The sequence below is a fragment of the Pseudomonas oryzihabitans genome (assembly GCF_024652905.1).
Taxonomy (GTDB): domain Bacteria; phylum Pseudomonadota; class Gammaproteobacteria; order Pseudomonadales; family Pseudomonadaceae; genus Chryseomonas; species Chryseomonas benzopyrenica.
Genome location: NZ_CP102428.1, coordinates 510,211 through 531,780 on the forward strand (window position 1 = coordinate 510,211; position 21,570 = coordinate 531,780).

General features: G+C 67.1%; 22 protein-coding genes and 1 pseudogene. 10 read left to right on the forward strand and 13 right to left on the reverse strand.

What is annotated here, in order from left to right; all coding sequences use genetic code 11:
* The first annotated feature begins 11 nt into the window (after nt 1–11).
* From NRG74_RS02385 to NRG74_RS02400, 4 genes are all read left to right on the forward strand, one after another.
* Complete coding sequence (locus NRG74_RS02385; RefSeq protein ID WP_017642094.1) at nt 12–800, forward strand: ParA family protein; 789 nt, start codon at nt 12–14, stop codon at nt 798–800.
* A 57-nt stretch (nt 801–857) separates the two neighbouring features.
* The gene (locus NRG74_RS02390; RefSeq protein ID WP_160923479.1) at nt 858–1,763 is read left to right on the forward strand and encodes a chemotaxis protein CheW; all 906 of its coding nucleotides are present in this window, start codon (nt 858–860) and stop codon (nt 1,761–1,763) included.
* Between the two features lie 73 nt (nt 1,764–1,836).
* Complete coding sequence (locus NRG74_RS02395) at nt 1,837–2,316, forward strand: chemotaxis protein CheW (RefSeq protein ID WP_007160357.1); 480 nt, start codon at nt 1,837–1,839, stop codon at nt 2,314–2,316.
* Nucleotides 2,316–2,732 carry a DUF2802 domain-containing protein gene (locus tag NRG74_RS02400; protein WP_007160356.1) on the forward strand — a complete coding sequence of 139 codons (417 nt, stop codon included), beginning with the start codon at nt 2,316–2,318 and terminating at the stop codon, nt 2,730–2,732. Before NRG74_RS02395 ends, NRG74_RS02400 begins: the two co-directional genes overlap by 1 nt.
* Nucleotides 2,733–2,760: 28 nt before the next feature.
* Here the strand turns inward: NRG74_RS02400 and NRG74_RS02405 are convergent, their stop codons facing one another.
* Nucleotides 2,761–3,684 carry an aspartyl/asparaginyl beta-hydroxylase domain-containing protein gene (locus tag NRG74_RS02405; RefSeq protein ID WP_017642096.1) on the reverse strand — a complete coding sequence of 308 codons (924 nt, stop codon included), beginning with the start codon at nt 3,682–3,684 and terminating at the stop codon, nt 2,761–2,763.
* A 170-nt stretch (nt 3,685–3,854) separates the two neighbouring features.
* Between NRG74_RS02405 and NRG74_RS02410 the strand changes: the two genes are divergently transcribed.
* On the forward strand, nt 3,855–4,394 hold the full coding sequence (locus tag NRG74_RS02410) for a DUF2058 domain-containing protein (protein WP_017642097.1): 540 nt from the start codon (nt 3,855–3,857) through the stop codon (nt 4,392–4,394).
* 9 nt (nt 4,395–4,403) lie between these two features.
* On the opposite strand, the gene NRG74_RS02415 is transcribed toward NRG74_RS02410, so the two are convergent.
* Both NRG74_RS02415 and NRG74_RS02420 read right to left on the reverse strand, forming a co-directional pair.
* Nucleotides 4,404–5,048 carry a YciC family protein gene (locus NRG74_RS02415; protein ID WP_257705646.1) on the reverse strand — a complete coding sequence of 215 codons (645 nt, stop codon included), beginning with the start codon at nt 5,046–5,048 and terminating at the stop codon, nt 4,404–4,406.
* A 30-nt stretch (nt 5,049–5,078) separates the two neighbouring features.
* Entirely contained in the window at nt 5,079–5,645 is a 567-nt protein-coding gene (locus NRG74_RS02420; protein ID WP_093254853.1) for a cysteine hydrolase family protein, read from the reverse strand.
* A 274-nt stretch (nt 5,646–5,919) separates the two neighbouring features.
* On the opposite strand from NRG74_RS02420, the gene NRG74_RS02425 reads away from it, so the two are divergent.
* Nucleotides 5,920–6,696: a DUF2076 domain-containing protein gene (locus NRG74_RS02425; RefSeq protein WP_257705647.1), complete on the forward strand. Its 777-nt coding sequence runs from the start codon at nt 5,920–5,922 to the stop codon at nt 6,694–6,696.
* Between the two features lie 59 nt (nt 6,697–6,755).
* Here the strand turns inward: NRG74_RS02425 and NRG74_RS02430 are convergent, their stop codons facing one another.
* Nucleotides 6,756–7,214, reverse strand: a complete 459-nt coding sequence (locus NRG74_RS02430) for an Lrp/AsnC family transcriptional regulator (protein WP_257706549.1) — start codon at nt 7,212–7,214, stop codon at nt 6,756–6,758.
* A gap of 128 nt (nt 7,215–7,342) precedes the next feature.
* On the opposite strand from NRG74_RS02430, the gene yedA reads away from it, so the two are divergent.
* Complete coding sequence (gene yedA, locus NRG74_RS02435; protein WP_257705648.1) at nt 7,343–8,248, forward strand: drug/metabolite exporter YedA; 906 nt, start codon at nt 7,343–7,345, stop codon at nt 8,246–8,248.
* 226 nt (nt 8,249–8,474) lie between these two features.
* Nucleotides 8,475–9,140 (forward strand): YceH family protein, encoded by a 666-nt coding sequence (locus NRG74_RS02440; protein WP_064308317.1) that lies wholly within the window; start codon nt 8,475–8,477, stop codon nt 9,138–9,140.
* On the opposite strand, the gene NRG74_RS02445 is transcribed toward NRG74_RS02440, so the two are convergent.
* From NRG74_RS02445 to NRG74_RS02470, 6 genes are read right to left on the reverse strand one after another with little or no spacing between them, the layout of a single operon-like run.
* Nucleotides 9,128–10,711, reverse strand: coding sequence for a BatD family protein (locus tag NRG74_RS02445; RefSeq protein ID WP_257705649.1), 1,584 nt, complete (start codon nt 10,709–10,711; stop codon nt 9,128–9,130). The two genes, NRG74_RS02440 and NRG74_RS02445, sit on opposite strands and share 13 nt — an antisense overlap.
* Nucleotides 10,708–12,381: a tetratricopeptide repeat protein gene (locus tag NRG74_RS02450; RefSeq protein ID WP_257705650.1), complete on the reverse strand. Its 1,674-nt coding sequence runs from the start codon at nt 12,379–12,381 to the stop codon at nt 10,708–10,710. Before NRG74_RS02450 ends, NRG74_RS02445 begins: the two co-directional genes overlap by 4 nt.
* The gene (locus NRG74_RS02455; protein ID WP_017642106.1) at nt 12,378–13,376 is read right to left on the reverse strand and encodes a VWA domain-containing protein; all 999 of its coding nucleotides are present in this window, start codon (nt 13,374–13,376) and stop codon (nt 12,378–12,380) included. Before NRG74_RS02455 ends, NRG74_RS02450 begins: the two co-directional genes overlap by 4 nt.
* Complete coding sequence (locus tag NRG74_RS02460; protein ID WP_184286583.1) at nt 13,369–13,863, reverse strand: DUF4381 domain-containing protein; 495 nt, start codon at nt 13,861–13,863, stop codon at nt 13,369–13,371. The genes NRG74_RS02455 and NRG74_RS02460 overlap by 8 nt, the downstream gene beginning before the upstream one ends.
* Nucleotides 13,860–14,798, reverse strand: a complete 939-nt coding sequence (locus NRG74_RS02465; RefSeq protein ID WP_064308312.1) for a DUF58 domain-containing protein — start codon at nt 14,796–14,798, stop codon at nt 13,860–13,862. Before NRG74_RS02465 ends, NRG74_RS02460 begins: the two co-directional genes overlap by 4 nt.
* 1 nt (nt 14,799) lies before the next feature.
* Entirely contained in the window at nt 14,800–15,759 is a 960-nt protein-coding gene (locus tag NRG74_RS02470; RefSeq protein WP_017642109.1) for an AAA family ATPase, read from the reverse strand.
* Between the two features lie 317 nt (nt 15,760–16,076).
* On the opposite strand from NRG74_RS02470, the gene NRG74_RS02475 reads away from it, so the two are divergent.
* Nucleotides 16,077–18,167: an LTA synthase family protein gene (locus tag NRG74_RS02475; protein ID WP_257705651.1), complete on the forward strand. Its 2,091-nt coding sequence runs from the start codon at nt 16,077–16,079 to the stop codon at nt 18,165–18,167.
* A 55-nt stretch (nt 18,168–18,222) separates the two neighbouring features.
* Here the strand turns inward: NRG74_RS02475 and NRG74_RS02480 are convergent, their stop codons facing one another.
* The 3 genes and pseudogenes from NRG74_RS02480 to NRG74_RS02485 form a co-directional block, all read right to left on the reverse strand.
* Complete coding sequence (locus tag NRG74_RS02480) at nt 18,223–18,438, reverse strand: cold shock domain-containing protein (RefSeq protein WP_160923550.1); 216 nt, start codon at nt 18,436–18,438, stop codon at nt 18,223–18,225.
* A 168-nt stretch (nt 18,439–18,606) separates the two neighbouring features.
* Nucleotides 18,607–18,840: pseudogene (locus NRG74_RS24405) on the reverse strand (cold shock domain-containing protein membrane protein); the annotation flags it as partial.
* Between the two features lie 193 nt (nt 18,841–19,033).
* Complete coding sequence (locus NRG74_RS02485) at nt 19,034–19,504, reverse strand: Dps family protein (protein WP_017642112.1); 471 nt, start codon at nt 19,502–19,504, stop codon at nt 19,034–19,036.
* A 211-nt stretch (nt 19,505–19,715) separates the two neighbouring features.
* Between NRG74_RS02485 and aspS the strand changes: the two genes are divergently transcribed.
* On the forward strand, nt 19,716–21,491 hold the full coding sequence (gene aspS, locus NRG74_RS02490) for an aspartate--tRNA ligase (RefSeq protein WP_064308309.1): 1,776 nt from the start codon (nt 19,716–19,718) through the stop codon (nt 21,489–21,491).
* Nucleotides 21,492–21,570: the final 79 nt, after the last annotated feature.

A 21,570-nucleotide genomic window follows, 5' to 3' on the forward strand; every position in this document is an offset into this window, starting at 1 on the left:
GAAGTCTGCACATGAGAGTCTGGGCTGTCGCCAATCAGAAGGGTGGGGTGGGCAAGACCACCACCACCGTTGCCCTCGCCGGGTTGCTCGGCGATGAGGGCAAGCGCGTCCTGTTGGTGGATCTAGATCCCCACGGTTCCCTGACCAGTTATTTCGGTCAGGATCCGGACAGCCTGGAACACAGCGCGTTCGACCTGTTCCAGCACGGTGGCCAGGTGCCGGAAGGCCTGCCGAAGCGGCTACTGCTGCCCACCAGCCATCCACAGCTGTCGATGCTGCCGTCCAGCACCGCGCTGGCTACCCTGGAACGTCAGTCGCCGGGTCAGAGCGGCCTGGGCCTGGTGATCTCCAAGAGCCTGGCGCAGCTGTGGAACGACTTCGATCATGTGTTGATCGACAGTCCGCCGCTGCTCGGCGTACTCATGGTCAATGCCCTGGCGGCCAGCCAGCATCTGGTGATTCCCACCCAGACCGAATTCCTCGCGCTCAAGGGGCTCGAACGCATGGTCAACACCCTGACCATGATCAACCGCTCGCGCAAGCAGGCACTGCCCTACACCATAGTGCCGACCCTGTTCGACCGCCGGACCCAGGCTTCCATCGGTACCCTCAAGGTCTTGCGCAACACCTATCCGGCCCAGCTGTGGCAGGCCTTCATTCCCATCGATACCCGGTTGCGCGATGCCAGTCGCTCCGGCCAGGTGCCATCGCGCTACGAGGCCAACAGCCGCGGCGTCATCGCCTACCGGGCGTTGCTGCGGCATCTGCTCGAAGGCGCGCCCAGCAGCCAGGTGGCCTGATTCAAGTTTTCCACCCCTCCGGCCGATAGGCTGGACAACTCACCCACGTAGAACGCCATGAGCCAACCGACGTCCCTCGACAATCGTCCTCAGCGTGTCCTCCAGGGCTATCTCGATGCCCTGTTGCTGGATGCGTTCCTGGAACTGCCCACCGCCGAGGCCACCCCAGTGGAGGCTCCCGTGGTGGCTGCGGCCGCGCCGATCGTCAGCGTGAGCGAAGACGAATTCGCCGCTGCGGTGCGTGAGGAGCTCGAACGGGATGCCGCGCGGCAGCCCCGAGTCGTGCCGCTGGCCACCCGCCGTGCCGGGATCGCCCCGCCCGAGGTGCTGCTGCCTGAGCCCCAGGCGCTGCTGGCGCCGGAAACCGACATCGAGCTGGACTGGCGCGTCCCCGAACTGACGCCAGTCGCCGAGCCGGTGCGTCCGGTGGTGGAGGGCATTGCCGTGGGGACTCCGGCGGTGCAGCCGGTAGTGGCGGCTGGCGTACCGCCCAGCGCCGTATATCTGGAAGGTCGACCCGAGTGGGGTGAAGAGCCCTTCGAATGCCTGCTGTTCGACGTCGCCGGCCTGACCCTGGCCGCTCCCCTGGTCTGCCTGGGCTCCATCTATCCGCTCGCCGCCGAAGAGTTGACGCCGCTGTTCGGTCAGCCAGACTGGTTTCTGGGCCTGCTACCCTGCCAGGCTGGTAACCTGCGCGTGCTCGACGCCGCACGTTGGGTAATGCCCGAACGCTATCGTGACGACTATCGCGAAGGGCTGAAATTCGTGATATCGCTGCAAGGCCTGGATTGGGGGCTGGCCGTGCATGGCGTCAGCCATTCGGTACGGCTGGATCCTGCCGAGGTCAAATGGCGGAATCAGCGGGCCACTCGCCCGTGGCTGGCCGGTACGGTGATCGATCAGATGTGTGCGCTGCTGGATGTGGCGGCGCTCGCTGAACAGGTGGTGGGTGGCCGTCGCTAGGGCTGCTCGCTGCAACTAACCAGCGGGTTCGCCCGCTTCGCCGCACGTGCGGTATTTGACGAGGCTAGGGAACATGAAAAAAACGTCCGCACAGGGTTCCGAAGATCCGGTCCTGCAATGGGTCACCTTCCGCCTGGATAACGAGACCTATGGCATCAACGTGATGCAGGTCCAGGAAGTCCTGCGCTACACCGAAATCGCTCCGGTCCCCGGTGCGCCGAGCTACGTGCTGGGCATCATCAACCTGCGCGGCAACGTGGTGACGGTGATCGACACCCGTCAGCGCTTCGGTCTGTTGCCCACCGAAGTGACCGACAACACCCGTATCGTCATTATCGAGGCCGACAAGCAGGTCGTCGGTATCCTGGTCGACAGCGTGGCCGAGGTGGTCTACCTGCGGCAGTCGGAGATCGAGACCGCACCCAACGTTGGCAATGACGAATCCGCCAAGTTCATTCAGGGCGTGTGCAACAAGAACGGCGAGCTGCTGATCCTGGTCGAGCTCGACAAGCTGATGACCGAAGAAGAGTGGTCGGAGCTGGAAAGCATCTGATGCTCGTCGGGCTGATCCTGCTCAGCGTCGCCTTGGGGCTGGCCTGTGCCGGCCTCGGTGGCTGCTGCTGGCTGCTCTGGCAACGCCAGCAGCAGCAGGCGGCCAAGCTGGCCGAGCGGGAGGCCCTGGTCGACAAGCGCATGCAGATCCTGCTCAAGCGTCTGGAAACCTACCAGGCCGGGCAGGTGCGCATGGGTGAGCAGGTGCAGGGGCTGGCCAAGGTGGTGGCGCCCTTGCCCGATCGTTTGACCCAGATCGAGCAGAGCGACCCCACCAGTCTGTCGTTTTCCCAGGCCGCGCGTCTGGTTGGACTGGGCGCCAGCGCTGATGATCTCACCCAGGCCTGCGGCCTGTCCCAGGCCGAAGCCGAGCTGGTGGCCCGTCTGCATCGGCAGCGCCAGCAGCGTTCCGGCTGACCGCCGCCGCCGCCGCAGGATCGCCGCCTCAGCTGACGATCCAGTGATAGAGCGCGATCACCACCAGCACCGCCAGCACCGGCTTGGCGACGCGATAGGCCTTGGGGTGGCGCCGCTTGAATTTCTTCACACCGCCGCCGATACGATCCCCGAATCTCTTGCTGAAGGCATAGGCCTGGTTGATGCCGCCGACGCGTTCGCCTTCGACATTCTGCGGCGCCGTGGCGCTGCCCAGGAAGCGGCTGACCGCCTGGTTGACGCGGGTCAGCAGACGATTGCGCAGAGGGCGCTCCACGTCGCAGAAGAGGATGACCCGGGTCTGGTCGGTCTCGTTCTTGACCCAATGCACATAGGTCTCGTCGAACATCACGTCCTCGCCGTCACGCCAGGCATAGGGCTCGCCGTCGACATAGATGCGGCAGGCGTCCGAATTGGGCGTGGCCAGACCCAGGTGGTAACGCAGCGAGCCGCCGAAGGGATCGCGATGGGGATTCAGATGACTGCCGCCCGGCAGCAGGGCGAACATGGCGCCCTTGACGTTGGGAATCTGCCGCACCAGTTCGACGGTGCGCGGGCAGAGGGTCTGGGCGGAGGGCAGCGGTTCGCCGTACCAGGTCAGGTAGAAGCGCTTCCAGCCCTTCTTGAAGAAGGAACCGAAGCCGGCGTCATTGTCCTTTTCCGCGGCGCGGATATAGCCCTCGTCGAACAGCCGTAGGGCTTCGACGCGAATCTCCTGCCAGTTGTCCTTGAGCACGTCCAGCTCGGGAAAGCGGCTGCGATCCAGGTAGGGTTTGGACGGCACGCTGGAGAACAGGTACATCAAGGCGTTGTAGGGCGCGAACACCGCGGAGTGGTTGACCAGCTGGCGCAGGAAGGGCAGGCGAGCGCGTCCGCGAAGATGGACGAAGAGCACGCTGGCGACGAAGAGCAGGACGATCGCGAAGGTAATCATGGGCGAATGGTGATCGGCAGCGCCCGAACCAGGGGCGGATAGGTAATGACTGCATTATTTCACCCCAGAGAAAGGCTTGCACTCGCTTCGTCGGCTGCGCAGGATGGACACCCTGGCGCGCGGCCGCTTCCGAGCCGCGCCCCCTTGGATGATCTAGACGAGTCGTATCGATGAGCATGTCCCTACGCGACCAACTGCTGAAAGCCGGCTTGGTCAATGAAAAGCAGGCCAAGCAGGCCGTCAAGCAAAAGCAGAAGCAGACCCGCATGGAGCATCGTGGGCAGACGGAAAAGGACCGCTCCCAAGAGCTGGCCGTCCAGCAGGCCCAGGCGGAAAAACTGGCCAAGGACCAGGAACTCAACCGTGCCCAGGAAGAGAAGAAGAAGCGCAAGGCCGAGCAGGCGCAGATCAAGCAGCTGATCGAGACCAGCCGCCTGCCCAAGCTGAGCACCGAGGACTACTACAACTTCGTCGATGACAAGAAGGTCAAGCGCCTGTCGGTCAACGTCATGATGAGGGACAAGCTCAGCAAGGGCAGCCTGGCCATCGTGCGCTACGAAGGCCGCTACGAGGTGGTGCCGCGGGCTACCGCCGAACGCATCCAGGAACGCGATCCCAAGCGCGTGGTGCTGCTCAACGTGCAGAGCGGCGAGCCGGATCCGGACGATCCCTACGCGGCCTATCAGGTGCCGGACGACCTGATGTGGTAAGGCGGCGGGTCAGGCGTTCTGTCTGACCAGCATATAGATGCGATAGACGGCGATGCTGGGGATCAGCTGCAGAAAGCCCGACAGGGTTTGCAGCATGATCTCCGGCACCGCGGCCTCGGCGAACTGCCGGGTGATCCAGGCGTCGAGCAGCCAGGCCGGCAGCACCGTAGCCAGGATGCAGGCCAGCAGGGTGAAGAAGTGCCCGCGGCTCAGACGCAGACTGCCGCGCAGGGCGTCCAGCGATGCCCGTCCTTCAAGGACCAGCAGATTCTCGGCGAAGGCCAGCTTGGCCATGATCAGGAAGCCCGGCACGATCAACAGCGAAAAGCCCAGCATCACCAGCCCCGAGGTCAGGGCCGCGAGGAGGGCGAAGCGTGGCCAGAGCAGCAGGGCGGCGCCCCAGGCGCCGCTCAGACGCGGTGTGGTGCCCTGGGTGCGTGCTTCCAGAAAGATCAGCAGCGCGGCGGTGTACAGCGGATAGCAGAGCAGGCTGACCAGCATGTCCCACAGCCCGCCGTCGACGCCGAAGCGTTCCAGCACCTGATAGCGCAACAGGGCTTCGAGCAGCAGCCAGGGCAGGGTCAGGACAGCCAGGGGCCGCAGATTGCGAGCAAAGAAAGACAGCGAGTCGCGCAGGATATCGACAGGGTTCATGCAGCTCTTCCAGACGGGCAGGAGGGCAGTCTAGCAGGGCGACCCGGTCGCCCGCAGGCGTTCGAGCATGGCCGTGCTGGAGGTGACGGTGGCGTATTCGCCGTGCAGATTGGCCATGGCCATCGCATGGACTTCTTCGGCACTGCGCGGCTGCCCGGCGAAGTCGCGCTTGGCGAAGGTGTAGCAGGCATCTTCGGCGACCCAGGTGGTGAAATCCAGATTGCCGGCGCTGCGCGCCGTGGCCTCCACCGAATTCTCGCTGGCTACGCCGCAGATCAGCAGCGACGCGATGCCGCGCTGGTGCAGCCAGCGCTCCAGACCGCTGTTGGCGAAGGCGTCGGGGACCTGCTTGTCGAACACCGGCTCGCCGGGCAGGGGCGCCAGAGCTGGCTGGAATTCCACCCCGGGCTGGCCCGGCCAGAACACCGAACTCGGACTACGCGACAGGTGCCGGACATGCAGCAGGGGCGCTCGGGCCTGACGCCAGGCCGCCAGCAGATCGGCCATGCGCCGTTCGGCTTCGGGATGGTTGCGCGGCCCCAGGTGCTGGGCGCGGATCCCCTGTTGCTGGTCGATCAGGATGAGCAGGGGCGGCATGGGAGGCCTCGCTGACAAAGGCTCAGATTCCCGCAGCCCTGGCCGGTTGTCCAGTCATGGATGCCCACCCGGAACTACCCATTAGGGCGGCTCTTCAGATGGAAAGGGCATCCACGGGTCACTGGCTGAACCCCTGCTGAATGCCTTGTGGACTCAACTTGAAAAGCGACCACTGCGCCTTTATCTGGCATAACGGCGCACAACCTTGCGCCTTTCGACATCCAGGCCGTTCCCAGGGGAAGGCCACCAGTAGACCGTCTGCGGGAGGGTCATCATGCAACGCGAAGAAAGCCAGCTGATCGAAGGTCTGTTCGACCGTCTCAAGACCACGGAAGCCCAGACGGCGCCCCGTGACCGGGAAGCCGAGGCATTGATCCAGCAGCGCCTGCGCGAGCAGCCCGCAGCGCCCTATTACATGGCCCAGGCGATGCTGATCCAGGAGGCCGCCATCAAGCGCCTGGACCAGCGCGTCAAGGAACTGGAAAGCCAGATGGCCCAGGTCCAGCAGAATCGTCCAAGCAGCGGCGGCTTTCTCTCCAGCCTGTTCGGCGGCGGTAGCAATCAGCCCGCGGGTGGTCAGGCACCGGTCAATGCCGCGCCGTCGCGGGGCTGGAACGATCCTGGTCCGGCCGCCTCACGTCCTGGCACTCCGGGCTATGCCCAGCCCAACCCCGGCTATGGCCAGCCTGCCCCGGGCTATGGCGCGCCCCAGGCGGCGCCCTCGCGCATGGGCGGCTTCATGGGCGGCGCGCTGCAGACCGCGGCCGGGGTCGCCGGTGGCGTGCTGGCGGCCCAGGCCATCTCGGGTCTGTTCCATCATTCGCAACCCGAGGAGATCGTCAACGTCATCAACGAGACCCCAGCCGCCGATCAGGGCCTGGCCGATGCCGGCGCCCAGGGTGGCTGGGCGGACAACGCCAGCTACGACAACGGTGGTGGTTTCCAAGATGCCGGCTACCAGGATAACGGCGGCTTCCAGGATGCGGCCGACTATGGCGATACCGGCGGCGGTTTCCTCGACGACAGTGGCGACGACGACTCCTTCATCTAGCCTGTCGCGTTGAGCCAGCCCTGGTGCCGTGAGGCCCCAGGGCTTCTTTGTCGGCGCTTTCAGCTGGAGGCAAGCGGCAGCGGGCGTTCGAAGGGTGTCGACAGCACCACCACGGTACGGCTCATGCCGAATTGGGTGAGGGTATCGATTAGGGCCTCCAGTTCGCTCATGTCGCGCACGGCGGCGCGCAGCATCAGACAGTCCTCGCCGGTGACCCGGTGGCAGGCGAGAAGCTGGGGCAGGGCTTCCAGTTTCTTCAACAACGGTCCCTGGCTGGTGCTGTGCAGACGCAGGGAGATGAGGCATTCGGTGCCGTAGCCCAGGGCGCGGCGATCGATGCGGGCGCCATAGCCGGTGATGATGCCGGCGTCCTCGAGTTTGGCGATGCGCTCGGCGATGGCCGGCGCGGAAAGACCCAGCCGGCGACCCAGGTCGGCGTAGCTGGCGCGCCCCTCTACCAGCAGCAGGTCGATGAGGCGGCGATCGATATGGTCCGTTTCCGTTTCCTGCCTTCGAATCGAAGGTCACTGTCCTTAAAGTCTGCTGAATCAAAGGCTGGTTAGGCCCTTTCTGTCTCGACTGTATCTTAGCCGTCCGGTCGCGCGCTCCTACAATGTCAGCCTGACCTCTCCGGAATCTCTCGCGCATGGACACCTCCCCCTCGCCCTGCCTCGTGCCGCGCCTGCCCACTTGGCTGCCCTTGCTGGCGGCCTTTTTCGCGCTCTATGTGGTCTGGGGTTCCACCTATCTGGTGATCCGCATCGGCGTGGCCCACTGGCCGCCGCTGCTGATGGCGGGGCTGAGGTTCCTGATCGCCGGGAGTCTGCTGCTGGGCTGGCTGCGCCTGCGTGGGGCGCCCTGGCCCACAGCGCGCGAGACCGCGGCGGCCGCGGTGATCGGCATCCTGCTGCTTGGCGTGGGCAACGGCGGCGTGACCCTGGCCGAGCACTGGGGCGTGACCTCCGGTATCGCCGCCCTGTCGATCGCCACGGTTCCGCTGTTCACCCTGCTGTTCGGCCTGCTCTGGGGGCAGCGCAATACCCTGCTGGAATGGGCCGGCATCGCCCTGGGCCTGGTGGGGATCGCCTTGCTCAACCTGGGCGATACCATGAGCGCTACGCCGCTGGGGGCCGCGGTGATCCTGCTCGCGGCGGCGGCCTGGGCCTTCGGCTCCATCTGGAGTCGCTATCTGCCGTTGCCACGCGGGGCCATGGCTAGCGCGGTGGAAATGTTGGTAGCTGGCGCTGTCCTGCTCAGCGCCAGCTACTTCAGTGGCGAGCGGCTGCAGCATTGGCCAGCCCTGGGCGGTTGGTTGGCGCTGGGCTATCTGGTGGTGTTCGGTTCGCTGATCGCCTTCAGCGCCTATCTCTATCTGCTGGGGCGGGTACGCCCGGCCGCCGCCACCAGCTACGCCTACGTCAATCCGGTGGTAGCGGTGCTGCTGGGCACCCTGTTCGCCGGTGAGCGGATCGGTCCGGCGGAAACGCTGGCCATGCTGGTCATCGTCGGCGCGGTGGTGCTGATCGGGCTGCCGCAGTGGCGACGGCGCTGAGAGCCTGATCAAAGTCTGCTGCGCGTCGGCCAAACTGCGTTGAAAAGGCCTGGAAGGCCAGCCCCGTCGGAATGCTCATTTACCGCTCGTAAACCCGAGCGCGGGTCCGATCCGCTTCCTCAGCCATTTTCGTGGGGCCGCCTAGGCCTTTTTGCTCTAGCTCGCGAGACGTTGAACAGGCTCGGAGGGCAGGCTAGGCTGGCGCGTCATCCAAGCGGAGTCCGCCATGAGCCAAGCAGTCACCCCCGCCTTTGCCGAAGAGCCGCTCGAAGCCAGCGAGATCCGCGTCCTCGGCAGCCTCATCGAAAAGCAGCTGACCACGCCGGAAAGCTATCCCCTGACCCTCAATGCCCTGGTGCTGGCCTGCAACCAGAAGACCAGCCGCGAGCCGGTGCTCAACCTCACCCCGGGCGAAGTGGGGCAGGGACTGCGACGTCTGGAAGAACGCGGCCTGGCGCGCCTGGTCATGGGCAGCCGTGCGGATCGCTGGGAGCAGCGGTTGGACAAGGCCCTGGAGCTACCGCCGCCCCAGTGGGTGCTCTGCGCGCTGCTGTTCCTGCGGGGCCCCCAGACCCTGGGCGAGCTGCTTGCCCGCAGCGGTCGGATGCATGCCTTCGACGATACCGAGCAGGTGCGCCACCACCTGGAGCGCCTGATCGCTCGCGGCCTGGCCACCGGCCTGGGTCGGCAACCCGGTCAGCGTGAAGAGCGCTATCTGCATCTGTTCGGCAATGCGGCGGACCGCGATGCCCAGGTCGCCCAGCTCGGGAGCGCCGCCGAAGGCAGTCCGTCCGCAAGCGGACGCGAAGGCCGACTGGAGGCACTGGAAGCCCGGGTCGTCGCCCTGGAAGAGCGCCTGGCGCGGCTGGAGGAGGCCGCTCAGCGCGGATAGAGCGGCGGCAGGGTATCGTGCACGGCCGCGGGCGTCAGCGGCGGCAGGGCATTGATCGCCTGCCACAGCGTCTCGCCCTGCCAGCGCTGACCGGCTTCGCTGTAGAGCGCCCCATTGAGATCGTCGAGGGCAGCGGCCAGGGGCTCGAATCGCGCGCCCATGGCCGCCAGGGTTTCCGGCTGCTGCCGCGCCCAGGCGTCCAGGGCGTGGCGGGTCACATGGGGATCGTTGCTTTGGCAGGCACGGCGCAGCTCTTCGCGCTGCAGGCGACTGTCGAGATCGGGGGCCGTCGGCAGGACCGCTGGCTGGCGGCGGGCGCGCCACCAGAGGCCGAAGCCGAGCAGCGTGGTCAAGGCGAAGAAGGCCGTCGCCAACTGCCAGCGCCAGAGTCCCTTGGCATTGACGCTGGCCTGGGGAGCGACCGGAGCCGCTACGGGCTGCAGGGTCGGATCCTCGGCGACCACCAGCGGCTGGGCGGGCAGGGTAGCGCGTTCGAGGGTATCGGTCTCGGTGTTCCACCAGACCACCTCCACCGGCGGCAGGACCTTGTCCCCCGTGGACGTGGGAATCAGGGCGACGCGCTCCTCGCGCTGTCCGACCAGGCCGCGCGCCTGGGTCTGCAGGGACAGCCGCGGCTGTTCGGCATAGCGCTTCACGCCCTCGATCTCGGGCAATACCAGCGGGGGTAGCTGACCGGGCGCCAGGCCTTCGGCACGCAGCTGCAGGGTGCGGGTCAGGGCGCTGCCTTCGCGGGCGTCTGCCGGCGCGGGATTCCATTGCTGCGTCAGGGTCAGGCTGCGCGCCGGCACCCAGGGGGTCTGCGGCGGATAGCTGGCCGGCTGCGGCAGGACTTCCAGGGTCAGCGCGGGGGTGCGTAACTGGATCGGCTGACCGGCACGGGAGCTGTCGTCGAGACCACCGGCCAGGGTGGCGCTGAAGGTCTGGGGCGGCAGCACCAGGGTGCCGCTCTGCAGCGGATGGATGGCGTAGCGCCATTCGATCACGCCATGCCGTACCCCCTCGACGTCGCGCTCGTAGACCTGCGGGGTGCCCAGCAGATCCACGCGCGCCTCGCTGGGGTTGGGCGGGGTGAGCACATGGTCGTCATAGAGCGCCACGGCGTGGTAGAGGCGGATGGTCAGGATGGTTTCCGCCTGCACATAGAGCCGGGTGCGCTCCACTGCGGCTTCCAGATAGACCGGTTCGCGGGCTTGGCGCTTGGCGGCAGTGGCCTCCACGGTGACGGTCAGCGGCTGGCTGCGGGCGCCGTCCAGGGTCAGGGCGGGAATGGTCAGGGCGCCGCTGGCCTTGGGTTGCAGGGTCACGTTCCAGCGGGTGGTCACCCGCTCGCCGGGCGGCAGGCTGTTCTGTCGCACCCCGAGTACCTGGAAGTCCTGGTCCAGTGGGCCGAGATCAGGCTTGCCGAACTGGGCGGGATCGGTGGTCTCGAGAATGAGTTCCAGGGTCTCGTTCTGACTGAGCTGACTACGCTCCAGGCGCGCACTGAGATCCGCCGCCTGGACCAGGGGCGCGAGCAGCATGAGGGGCAGCAGCAACGGATGGGACTTCATTGCAGCGCGTTCTCCTCGCGTTGTTGTTGCTGGTACCAGAATTTGCGGCGCAGCAGCTCGTCCGGGTTGTCGGGAATCTCTCGCAGCCATTGCTCGGCGGCCTGACGCTGTTCTTCCGCCAGGGGATCTTCGGCATAGGCCGGCGCGACGAGCCAGTCCGCGCCGGCCTGAGCCTGCTGCTGCGGACTGGCCGCGGCAGTCGCCGTGGACGGCGAGGTACTGCTGCTGGCCGGCTCGTCCGCCTGGGCGCTGCTCTGGCTGGCGTTCTGCGCCTTGCGACTGCGGGCGACGGCCTCGGCCTGGGCCGCGGCGCGCTGGGCGAGCAGGCGTTCGAGACGGTTGCGATTACGCAGGGCAGCGGTCAGATCGGGACGCAACACCAGCGCCGCCCGGTAGGCGCGCAGAGCCTCTTCCAGGCGTCCGGCCATGGCCAGAGCATTGCCGCGATTGTAGTGGCCGTCCGCCGACGGATCCCGGGCGAAGGCCGCGGCGGCGCCGCTGAAGTCGCCCGCGCGATAGCGTGCCACGCCGCGCCAGCGCTCGTCGGTGAAGAGGTCGGCGGCCGCCGCGGCCTGGTCGTCGGCCAGCAGCTGCAGGGCCTGTTGATCGCGGCGCAACCAGAGGTCGTCCCAGCTGCCGGCCTGGGCGGGAGGCGGCGTCAGCAACAGGCAGAAGGGCAGGCACAGCAACCAGCCGCGGCGCGCGCCGCAGGCGACCAGAAGCAGTAGGGGCAGAAGCAGCAGGTAGCCCTGGTCGCGCCAGTCCGAGGGGCCCTGGCCATCGCTGGCCCGCACAGCGTCGGGGCGTTCCAGCAGACCAAGGCGACGCAGGTCGCTGTCGTCGCGCTGCAGACGTTGATAGCGCCCGCCCAGCTCGCGGGCGACGCCTTGCAGGTGGCCTTCGTCCAGTCGAGCGATGCGGATGCCGCCGGCGGCGTCGCTCAGGTAGTTGCCGGTCTCGGCTGCCACCGGGGCGCCCTGAGGCGTACCCGGACCGAGGATCGCCAGCTGGCGCAGCCGACCTTGCAACTGGCGCTCGATCCCCTGCCGTTCGCGGTCATCCAGGTCGCTGGCGATGAGCAGCAGTCGGGCGCTGGCACTGGGGGCCGGGCCGAGCAACTCCAGGGCCTGGGCGATGCCCAGGTCGGCGCGCTGGCCTGGCACCGGCATGATCGACGGCCGCAGCGCCTTGAGCAGATTGTCCATGGTCGGCAGATCGTCGGTCAGGGGCACCAGGGTGTGAGCGCTGCCGGCATAGACGACGAAGGCGGTCTCGCCGTCCTGGCGCGCCTTGAGCAGGTCCTGCAGCTTGCGCTGCACCGCCAGCAGGCGATTGGGGGTGACGTCGGTGGCGAGCAGGTCGGGCGTCAGCGCCAGCACCACCACCAGCGGATCGTTACGGCGAAAGTTCTGCTGTTCACCCTGCTGCCAGCTGGGGCCGGCCAGGGCCAGGCAGGCCAGCAGGCCGGTCAGACCCAGCAGCATCAGGCCGAGGGGCGAGCGCTGGCGCTCGCTGTCGCTGAGCAGCCAGGGTTGCAGCGCCGGCGGCAGCAGCGCCTGCCAGCGCCCGTGGCGATGGCGGCGCTGGCGAAGTGACCAGATCACCAGAGCGACCGGCAGCAGCGCCAGCAGCCACCAGGGACGCAGGAACAGCGGCAGCCAGTCGTTCATGTGGCCTTGCCTCCGCGCCGCCAGCGCCGTGGCCACGGCAGGCGGCCAAGGGCCAGGGCCAGGCCGAGCAGCAACGCCCCGGCCAGCGGCCAGGCATAGAGCTCGCGGGTGGGACGGGCCTGGTCCGGCTGCTGGCGGATGGGTTCGAGACGGTCGAGCTGGTGCGACACGGCGGCCAGTTCGGCGCTGGATCTCACCCGGAAGTAGGCGCCGTTGGTGACCTCGGCGAGGTGCCGCAGCATGGGTTCGTCAAGGTCGCTGGGCGTCGTGCCGGCACCCAGGGTATCCGGGTCGGCGCCGATGCCCAGGGTATAGACGCGCACCCGCTCGCTGGCCGCCAGGCTGGCTGCCACCGCGGGCGTCAGCACGCCGCCGTTGCTGGCCCCGTCGGTGACCAGGATCAGGGTGCGGCTGTTGTCCGGGCGCTTACGCAGGTGCTTGACCGCCAGGCCCACGGCGTCGCCCACCGCCGTGTTGCGCCCCGCGAGTCCGATCTGGGCTTCTTCGAGGAGGGCATGCACCGTGCGCCGGTCGGCGGTCAAGGGCGCCTGCAGATAGGCCTGGGAACCGAACAGGATCAGCCCGACGCGATCGCCCTGGCGGCTGTCGATGAAGCGGCCAAGCAATTGCTTGACCAGGCTCAGGCGGCTGACGCTCTCGTCGCCCAGCTGCATGTCCGGGGTGTCCATCGAGCCGGAGACATCCACCGCCAGCAGCAGGTCGCGACCGCTCACGTCCAGCGGCTGGGGCGGTCCCACCCATTGCGGCCGGGCCGCCGCGCCCAGGATCAGCAGCCAGCCCAGCAGAAAGGGCAGCAGGCGGCGGGCGCCGCCCAGGCCGCCGGTATGGCGGGTGCGCCCGCCGAGGTGTTCGAGTTCACCGAGGAATTCCACACGCAGGGCCGCCTGGCCGCTGTCGGCCGCCGGCAGGAGTACGCGCAGCAGCCAGGGCAGCGGCAGCAGCAGCCACAACCAGGGCCAGGCAAATTCAAACATGCTTGCGGATCCAGGTGGCGACGGCGTCCTGCAGGCCGTCGATGGCGCGGTCGTCCAGCCGGCAATCCGGGCGATAGCCGCCATCGACCAGGATCATGTAGCGCGTCAGACCGGCCGCCGGACAGCGCGAATCGAGAAAGGCCAGCCAGTCGCGCCCGCTCAGGGTCTGGCTCAGCTGATCCGGATAGCTGGCCCGGCAAAGGCGCTTGAGCAGGGCGTTCAGGGCCTGCAACCAGGGCCCAGCCGGCGCGCCATAGGGGCGCGGCAGCCGCGCCAGCTCGGCCAGGGCGGTGGTGCGCAGGTCCTCTTCGGTAGTCGGCTCGACGAGGGGCGCGCTGACCAGGGGCCGCCGACCATGGCGGTGACGCAGAAAGAAGCCCAGCGCCACCACGACCAATACCAGCAGCCACCAGCCCGGCGCCGGTGGCCAGAAGGCCGGCTCCGGCGGCAGCCGCAGCGGCTCCAGACTTGGCGGCCCGGGCGTCACGAGGTGTACCCCGGACGGTGCTGGCGCAAGAGATGCCGCAACTGCTCGATCAGGTCGTCCGCGGTGGACAGCGGCAGCAGCGGAATGCCCAGCCGCAGACTGAGTTCCGTCCAGCGTTCGCGGCGCTGGGCGGCCTGCTCGGCATAGCCCTGGCGGACGTCGGCGCGGTCGGTATCCAATTCCACTTCCGCCTGGCCACTGGCGAAGCGCAGCAGACCGGCCTGGGGTAGTTCGTGATCCAGAGGATCGGAAAGCGGCAGCAGGACCAGGTCACTGTGCCGCGAGAGCAGGGTGAGATGCTGCTCGGTGGCCACGTCCAGGCTGCGCTCGTCGCAGATCACCAGCGCCAGGCTGCCGGGGCGCAGCACCTCACGGGCGCGGCGCAGCACCTGGTTGAAGGTAATGCGCGGCACCTGGGCCAGGGCCGGATCCTGCAGCGCCCGATTGGCGTTGATCAGGTGATCGAAGAAGCGCAGCAGATTCTGCTTGCTGCGCCGTGGGCGGACCTCGTGCAGGCGTTCGCCACCAAAGATCATGCCGCCGATGCGGTCATTGTGCTCCAGCACCGCCCAGCCGATCAGCGCGGCCAGGCGTCCGGCCAGCACCGACTTGAATTGCCGGCGGGTGCCGAAGAAGGTGCGCGGACTCTGCTCCAGCAGCAGATAGACCGGCCGCTCGCGCTCTTCGTGGAACAGCTTGGTATGGGGTTCCCGGGTGCGGGCGGTGACGCGCCAGTCGATGGCCCGTACGTCGTCACCGGGCTGATAGGCGCGCACCTGGTCGAAGTCCACGCCGCGACCGCGCAGGCGCGAATGGTGCAGGCCGATCAATGGGCTGCGCCGTCCGGCGGCGGAAAACAGCTGCACCTCGACCACCCGGTGGCGCATCTCGATGAGCTCGGCCAGGCCCAGGGTCACGCCGTCGCGCTCGGGCATCTCAGGCCACGGCCACCAGATCGAGGATGCGTTGCACCACCCGGTCATGGTCGATGCCGGCGGCCTCCGCCTCGAAGGACAGGATGACGCGATGACGGAGGACGTCGAACACTACCGCCTGGATGTCCTCCGGGCTGACGAAGTCCCGCCCGGCCAGCCAGGCATGGGCGCGGGCGCAGCGATCCAGGGCGATGGAGCCGCGCGGACTGGCGCCATAGGTGATCCAGTGCGCCAAGTCCTGGTCGAAACGGCCCGGGGTACGGGTCGCCATGATCAGCTGGACCAGGTACTCCTCCACGGCGTCGGCCATGTACAGACCGAGCACCTCGCGGCGCGCGGCGTTGATGGCCGCCTGGGTGACGCGCTCGGTCGGCAGGGTCTCGCCGTCCAGGGCTTCGCCACGGGCCTGGGCCAGGATGCGGCGCTCCACCGAGGCGTCGGGATAGCCGATCTTGACGTGCATCAGGAAGCGATCGAGCTGGGCCTCGGGCAGCGGATAGGTGCCTTCCTGCTCGATAGGGTTCTGGGTGGCCATCACCAGGAACAGGTCGGGCAGGGGATATGAGGTGCGGCCGATGCTCACCTGGCGCTCGGCCATGGCTTCCAGCAGCGCCGATTGCACCTTGGCCGGCGCCCGGTTGATCTCGTCGGCCAGGACCAGGTTGTGAAAGATCGGGCCCTGCTGGAAGGAGAAGCTCGCCGTGTCGGGACGATAGATCTCGGTGCCGGTGATGTCGGCCGGCAGCAGGTCGGGGGTGAACTGGATGCGGTGGAAGTCCGCTTCCAGGCCTTCCGCCAGGTCCTTGATGGCCTTGGTCTTGGCCAGCCCCGGGGCGCCTTCCACCAGCAGGTGACCATCCGCCAGGACCGCGATGAGCAGGCGCTCCACCAGGGTTTCCTGGCCGAGGATCTGGCTGGTCAGGTAGGTGCGAAGCACCTGCAGAGCGTCACGGTGAGCCATGGGGCATCCTGAATACGGCGCTGGAGCGGTCAAGGGTGCTGGATTTTACTGCAAGCGGCGGCTGCCGCCCATGCCTGCGCTGACGTCGCGTCCAGAGCAGCCCTTGACGAAATTTTGACGTGCTCCTGCTCAGGCTGGGCGACTGTCGACGCGGCAGAGGTCTCGCTTCGGCATGGCGCGGTGCGGCAAGACTGGCGTGCTACCGCTGGACGGTTAAACTCCCACGCCTACCGACCGCGCCCGAGGCCTCTGCGTGGCCGATCCCGAGCCGCTGGCCACCCGCCGCGAATCCCTGCTGCTTTTGACAAGGTGTTTTCATGTCGCAAACGGAAGTCCCCCAAACCCCGCGCGCCGCGGGCGCTCGCCCGCTGCCGACGCTGGGCAGCCACCTGAGTTTCGTCCTGGGCTGCGGCCTCGCGCTGCTGGTCATGTTCACTCTGCTGCGCCTGGCGCTGCTGGGCTACAACACCGACCTGATCGGCACATCGCCCTTCGCCACCTTCGCCGAGGCCTTCTTCAATGGCGCGCGCTTCGACCTGCGCCTGGTGGTCTATATCTGCGCCCCCTCGCTGTTCTGCCTGTTCAGCCTGAGGGCCATGGCCGCGCGCCGGCTGCAGGCCGGCTGGTTCACCCTGGCCGCCAGCCTCTGTTTGTTGCTGGGCGTCGCCGAGCTGAACTTCTATCGGGAATTCCACCAGCGGCTGAACAGCCTGGTGTTCCAGTACCTGCAGGAAGACCTGCATACCGTCACCAGCATGATCTGGAACGGTTTCCCGGTGGTGCGCCTGCTGCTGGCCTGGGCGGTGGCGACCCTGCTGCTGGGCCTGGTGTTCTTTGGCATCGAACGAGCCACCCGGCGCCATGCCGCGCTGCGACCGGCCGCCTGGTACCGCCGGGGTGCGGTGTTCATGCTCTGCCTGGTGGTGGCCGTCATCGCCGCCCGCGGCACCCTGAGATCCGGTCCGCCGCTGCGCTGGGGCGACGCCTATACCACCGATTCGATGTTCGCCAACCACCTCGGCCTGAACGGTACCCTGACCCTGATCGACGCCGCCGAGAACAGTTTTTCCGATCACCGCGACAACAGCTGGAAGGCCACCATGCCGGCCGCCGAGGCCCTGGCCACCACCCGGCAGCTGCTGCTGACTCCGCGCGATGAGCTGATCGACGCCGACAAGGCCGCCGTCCGCCGGATCTATACCCCGCCCGCCGACGGCCAGCTGCCCAAGGTGCGCAACGTGGTGGTGATCCTCATGGAAAGCATGGCCGGTCGCTACATTGGCGCCCTGGGCAATGAAGACGGCATCACGCCGAACTTCGATGCCCTGGCCAAGCAGGGCACCCTGTTCACCCGCTTCTTCTCCAACGGCACCCATACCCACCAGGGCATGTTCGCCACCATGGCCTGCTTCCCCAATCTGCCGGCCTTCGAGTACCTGATGCGCATGCCCGAGGGCGCGCACCAGTTCTCCGGCCTGCCGCAGCTGCTCAGCACCCGTGGCTTCGACGACGTCTACGTCTACAACGGCAACTTCCAGTGGGACAACCAGTCCGGCTTCTTCAGCAACCAGGGCATGACCCGCTTCGTCGGGCGCGAGGACTTCGTCAATCCGGTGTTCATGGATCCGACCTGGGGCGTCTCCGACCAGGACATGTTCGACCGCTCGGTGCAGGAACTGGACAAGCTGGCCAAGGCGCCGGACGGCAAGCCCTTCTATGCGCTCTTGCAGACCCTGTCCAACCACACCCCTTATGCGCTGCCCAAGGACCTGCCGGTCGCGCCGGTCACTGGCCATGGCTCGCTCGACGAGCACCTGACCGCCATGCGCTACGCCGACTGGTCGTTAGGTCAGTTCTTCGCCAAGGTCCAGCACGAGCCCTGGTACCAGGACACCCTGTTCGTCATCCTCGGCGACCATGGCTTCGGCAACAACGAGCAGATCACCGAGATGGACCTGTCGCGCTTCAACGTACCGCTGTTGCTGATCGGTCCGGGCGTGCAGGACACCTTTGGCGCCCGTCGCGACACCGTGGGTAGCCAGATCGACGTGGTGCCCACCGTGCTGGCGCGCTTCGGCAAGCCGACTCAGCACCAGTGCTGGGGCCGTGACCTGCTGAGCTTGCCCCAGGGCGATCAGGGCGTGGCCGTGATCAAGCCCTCGGGCAGCGACCAGACCGTGGCCCTGGTCACCGGCGATCGCATCCTGGTCAAGCCACGCGATCGTGACGCCGTGCTCTATCGTTACCACCTGGGCACCCAGGCCGGTGGCGAGGTGCTCAAGGGCGATGCCAGCGCGCCCGAGCTGCAGAAGCGCCTGGAGGCCTTTATCCAGACCGCCACCGCCAGCCTGCTCGGCAACACCACCGGCATGAACGACAGCAAGGCCGCCGCCGCCCAGCGGCAGTAACCCTTGCCCATGAAAAAGGCCGCCCGCGGGCGGCCTTTTCTTTGGTCGGCAGAAGTCAGGCGGCGATGACCACGTCTTCGGCCTGCAGGCCCTTGTCCCGCTGGATCACCGAGAACTCCACGCGCTGGCCTTCCATCAGCACCCGATGACCTTCGCCGCGGATCGCGCGGAAGTGCACGAAGATGTCGTCGCCGGTGTCGCGGGAGATGAAGCCGAAGCCCTTGGAGGTGTTGAACCACTTCACCGTGCCGCGCTCGCGGTCATCGGCCAGCGGCCGTGCCGGGATCGCTGCGGCCGCTACGGGGCGCGCCGCCGGGCGAGGACGAGCCTCCGCATCGAGCGCGGGCGCATTGCCGGCCGGGGTGCGAAACTTTTCCGGCAGACTGGCCAGGGCGGCGACCAGGGTCAGACCCAGGGGCAGCAGCTCGGCCGGCAGCCCGCCGATCTGCTCCAAGGGCGCCAGCAGGATAAAGGTTTGGGCCACGACGGCGATCACCAGCAGGGCGCTGGCGAGTTTCTGGGCGCCACTGCTGCGGCTGCGGGAGAAGGGTGTGAAGAGGAGGGTGGCAAGACCCAGCAGGGCCAGGTGGATGGACTCGGGTTGATCGAAGGACGAGGTGTCGGACTGCAGTCCGGGAATCGCCGATAACAGGAGCGCAGCAGCGCCCACCACGACATGGACAGTAGATAACGTGTTCAATGTGAAATCACCTTGGGATAGAGAACACGGGTCTGCCGAAACTGCCGAAACAGTGCTCGACAGCGGCGTGACCCGGCGCTAGGTGCGCGTCCTTATTAAACCCAAAAGGTGAAGGCCACTCAATCGTGGCACCGTCGCAGGTCCGCGCCTGCGACGGTGCCCGGACTCAGGCGGCGAGCAGGCTGCGCAGCATCCAGGCGGTCTTCTCGTGGGTCTGCATGCGCTGGGTCAGCAGATCGGCGGTGGGCTCGTCGTTGACCTTGTCCAGCAGCGGGAAGATGCCCCGCGCGGTGCGCACCACGGCTTCCTGACCCTGCACCAGCAGGCGGATCATCGCCTCGGCGTCCGGTACGCCTTCCTCTTCCTTGATGCTCGACAGGCGCGCATAGGCGGCGTAGGTGCCCGGTGCCGGGAAGCCCAGGGCGCGGATGCGCTCGGCGATGTCGTCCACCGCCACGGCCAGTTCGGTGTACTGCGTCTCGAACATGAGGTGCAGGGTGTTGAACATCGGCCCGGTCACGTTCCAGTGGAAGTTATGGGTCTTCAGATAGAGGGTGTAGGTGTCGGCCAGCAGGCGCGACAGGCCCTCGGCGATCTGGGCGCGATCCTGTTCGGCGATGCCGATGTTGATTTCCATGCTGATGGCTCCTGTGCGGCGGTTACGAAAGGCTCCGAGGCTATCACAGAACCGCTGGCCGTTTAGCCAGTGTTGGCATGTCGAGCTGCGTGCCCGGCTACGGTAAAATCGTGGCGGATGATATAGAATCTCCCGTTCAGTCGAGCGCCCGGTCCTGCCGGCCCGGCGCCTCCACGCATTCAGCCTGTTCTAGAGAAGCGAAACCACGACCATGATGCGCAGCCACTATTGCGGCCAGTTGAACGAGAGCCTGGACGGCCAGGAAATCACCCTCTGCGGTTGGGTCCACCGCCGCCGTGACCACGGCGGGGTCATCTTCCTCGACATCCGCGATCGCGAAGGCCTGGCCCAGGTGGTGTTCGATCCGGATCGCGCCGAAACCTTCGCCAAGGCCGACCGCGTGCGCAGCGAATACGTGGTCAAGCTCACCGGCAAGGTGCGTCTGCGTCCCGAGGGCGCGCGCAACGCCAACATGGCGTCCGGTGCCATCGAGGTGCTGGGCTACGAGCTGGAAGTGCTCAACGAAGCGGAGACGCCGCCGTTCCCGCTCAACGAATACACCGATGTCGGTGAAGAGACCCGCCTGCGCTATCGCTTCATCGACCTGCGTCGTCCGGAGATGGCCGAGAAGCTCAAGCTGCGTTCGCGCATCACCTCCAGCATCCGCCGCTATCTGGACGAAAACGGTTTCCTCGACGTGGAAACTCCGATCCTGACCCGTGCCACCCCCGAGGGTGCCCGCGACTACCTGGTGCCCAGCCGCACCCATCCCGGCAGCTTCTTCGCCCTGCCGCAGTCGCCCCAGCTGTTCAAGCAGCTGCTGATGGTCGCCGGCTTCGACCGCTACTATCAGATCGCCAAGTGCTTCCGTGACGAAGACCTGCGCGCCGACCGCCAGCCGGAATTCACCCAGATCGACATCGAGACCAGCTTCCTCGATGAAAAAGACATCATGGACATCACCGAGACCATGGTGCGCAACCTGTTCAAGGAAGTGCTGGACGTCGAGTTCGGTACGCTTCCGCACATGACCCTGGCCGAAGCCATGCGTCGCTTCGGTTCCGACAAGCCGGACCTGCGCATTCCGCTGGAACTGGTGGACGTGGAAGACCAGCTCAAGGACGTCGACTTCAAGGTCTTCGCCGGTCCGGCCAACGATCCCAAGTGCCGCGTCGCCGCGCTGCGGGTACCGGGCGGGGCGAGCATGCCGCGCAAGCAGATCGACGATTACACCAAGTTCGTCGGCATCTACGGCGCCAAGGGCCTGGCCTACATCAAGGTCAACGAGCGCGCCGCTGGCGTCGAGGGTCTGCAGTCGCCCATCGTCAAGAACATCCCGCTGGACAACATCAACGTCATCCTCGACCGCGTCGGCGCGGTGGATGGCGACATCGTGTTCTTTGGCGCGGACAAGACCAAGATCGTCTCCGAAGCCCTGGGCGCGCTGCGCATCAAGCTCGGTCACGACCTCAACCTGCTGACCTGCCAGTGGGCGCCGCTGTGGGTGGTCGACTTCCCGATGTTCGAGGAAAACGACGATGGCAGCCTGACCGCCATGCACCATCCCTTCACCTCGCCCAAGTGCAGCCCGCAAGAGCTCAAGGCCAACCCCGGTGCCGCGCTGTCGCGCGCCTACGACATGGTGCTCAACGGCACCGAGCTGGGCGGCGGTTCCATTCGTATCCACGACAAGAAGATGCAGCAAGCCGTCTTCGAGGTGCTGGGGATCAGCGAAGCGGAACAGGAAGAGAAGTTCGGCTTCCTGCTGGACGCCCTGAAGTTCGGCGCACCGCCCCATGGCGGCCTGGCCTTCGGCCTGGATCGTCTGGTGATGCTGATGACCGGCGCCTCGTCGATTCGTGAAGTCATCGCCTTCCCGAAGACCCAGAGCGCGGCCGACGTCATGACCCAGGCGCCCGGCGCCGTCGACGCCAAGGCCCTGCGCGAGCTGCACATTCGCCTGCGCGAGCAGCCCAAGGCGGAGTAAGCCTTACCGGAGGAGGGCGCCCAAGTCAGCGCCCTCCGTTTCCTTTTTCATTGCGTCGCGGCCCTCGCTGCCGGCGCAG

Excerpts from the sequence above, each read along its gene's own strand:
- aspS (WP_064308309.1), top strand. The coding sequence starts at position 19,716 with ATGATGCGCAGCCACTATTGCGGCCAGTTGAACGAGAGCCTGGACGGC.
- NRG74_RS02385 (WP_017642094.1), top strand. The coding sequence starts at position 12 with ATGAGAGTCTGGGCTGTCGCCAATCAGAAGGGTGGGGTGGGCAAGACC.
- NRG74_RS02455 (WP_017642106.1), bottom strand. The coding sequence starts at position 13,376 with ATGTTTGAATTTGCCTGGCCCTGGTTGTGGCTGCTGCTGCCGCTGCCC.
- yedA (WP_257705648.1), top strand. The coding sequence starts at position 7,343 with ATGGACACCTCCCCCTCGCCCTGCCTCGTGCCGCGCCTGCCCACTTGG.
- NRG74_RS02475 (WP_257705651.1), top strand. The coding sequence starts at position 16,077 with ATGTCGCAAACGGAAGTCCCCCAAACCCCGCGCGCCGCGGGCGCTCGC.
- NRG74_RS02470 (WP_017642109.1), bottom strand. The coding sequence starts at position 15,759 with ATGGCTCACCGTGACGCTCTGCAGGTGCTTCGCACCTACCTGACCAGC.
- NRG74_RS02485 (WP_017642112.1), bottom strand. The coding sequence starts at position 19,504 with ATGGAAATCAACATCGGCATCGCCGAACAGGATCGCGCCCAGATCGCC.
- NRG74_RS02395 (WP_007160357.1), top strand. The coding sequence starts at position 1,837 with ATGAAAAAAACGTCCGCACAGGGTTCCGAAGATCCGGTCCTGCAATGG.
- NRG74_RS02450 (WP_257705650.1), bottom strand. The coding sequence starts at position 12,381 with ATGAACGACTGGCTGCCGCTGTTCCTGCGTCCCTGGTGGCTGCTGGCG.
- NRG74_RS02425 (WP_257705647.1), top strand. The coding sequence starts at position 5,920 with ATGCAACGCGAAGAAAGCCAGCTGATCGAAGGTCTGTTCGACCGTCTC.
- NRG74_RS02390 (WP_160923479.1), top strand. The coding sequence starts at position 858 with ATGAGCCAACCGACGTCCCTCGACAATCGTCCTCAGCGTGTCCTCCAG.
- NRG74_RS02465 (WP_064308312.1), bottom strand. The coding sequence starts at position 14,798 with ATGCCCGAGCGCGACGGCGTGACCCTGGGCCTGGCCGAGCTCATCGAG.
- NRG74_RS02445 (WP_257705649.1), bottom strand. The coding sequence starts at position 10,711 with ATGAAGTCCCATCCGTTGCTGCTGCCCCTCATGCTGCTCGCGCCCCTG.
- NRG74_RS02410 (WP_017642097.1), top strand. The coding sequence starts at position 3,855 with ATGAGCATGTCCCTACGCGACCAACTGCTGAAAGCCGGCTTGGTCAAT.
- NRG74_RS02405 (WP_017642096.1), bottom strand. The coding sequence starts at position 3,684 with ATGATTACCTTCGCGATCGTCCTGCTCTTCGTCGCCAGCGTGCTCTTC.
- NRG74_RS02400 (WP_007160356.1), top strand. The coding sequence starts at position 2,316 with ATGCTCGTCGGGCTGATCCTGCTCAGCGTCGCCTTGGGGCTGGCCTGT.
- NRG74_RS02420 (WP_093254853.1), bottom strand. The coding sequence starts at position 5,645 with ATGCCGCCCCTGCTCATCCTGATCGACCAGCAACAGGGGATCCGCGCC.
- NRG74_RS02415 (WP_257705646.1), bottom strand. The coding sequence starts at position 5,048 with ATGAACCCTGTCGATATCCTGCGCGACTCGCTGTCTTTCTTTGCTCGC.
- NRG74_RS02440 (WP_064308317.1), top strand. The coding sequence starts at position 8,475 with ATGAGCCAAGCAGTCACCCCCGCCTTTGCCGAAGAGCCGCTCGAAGCC.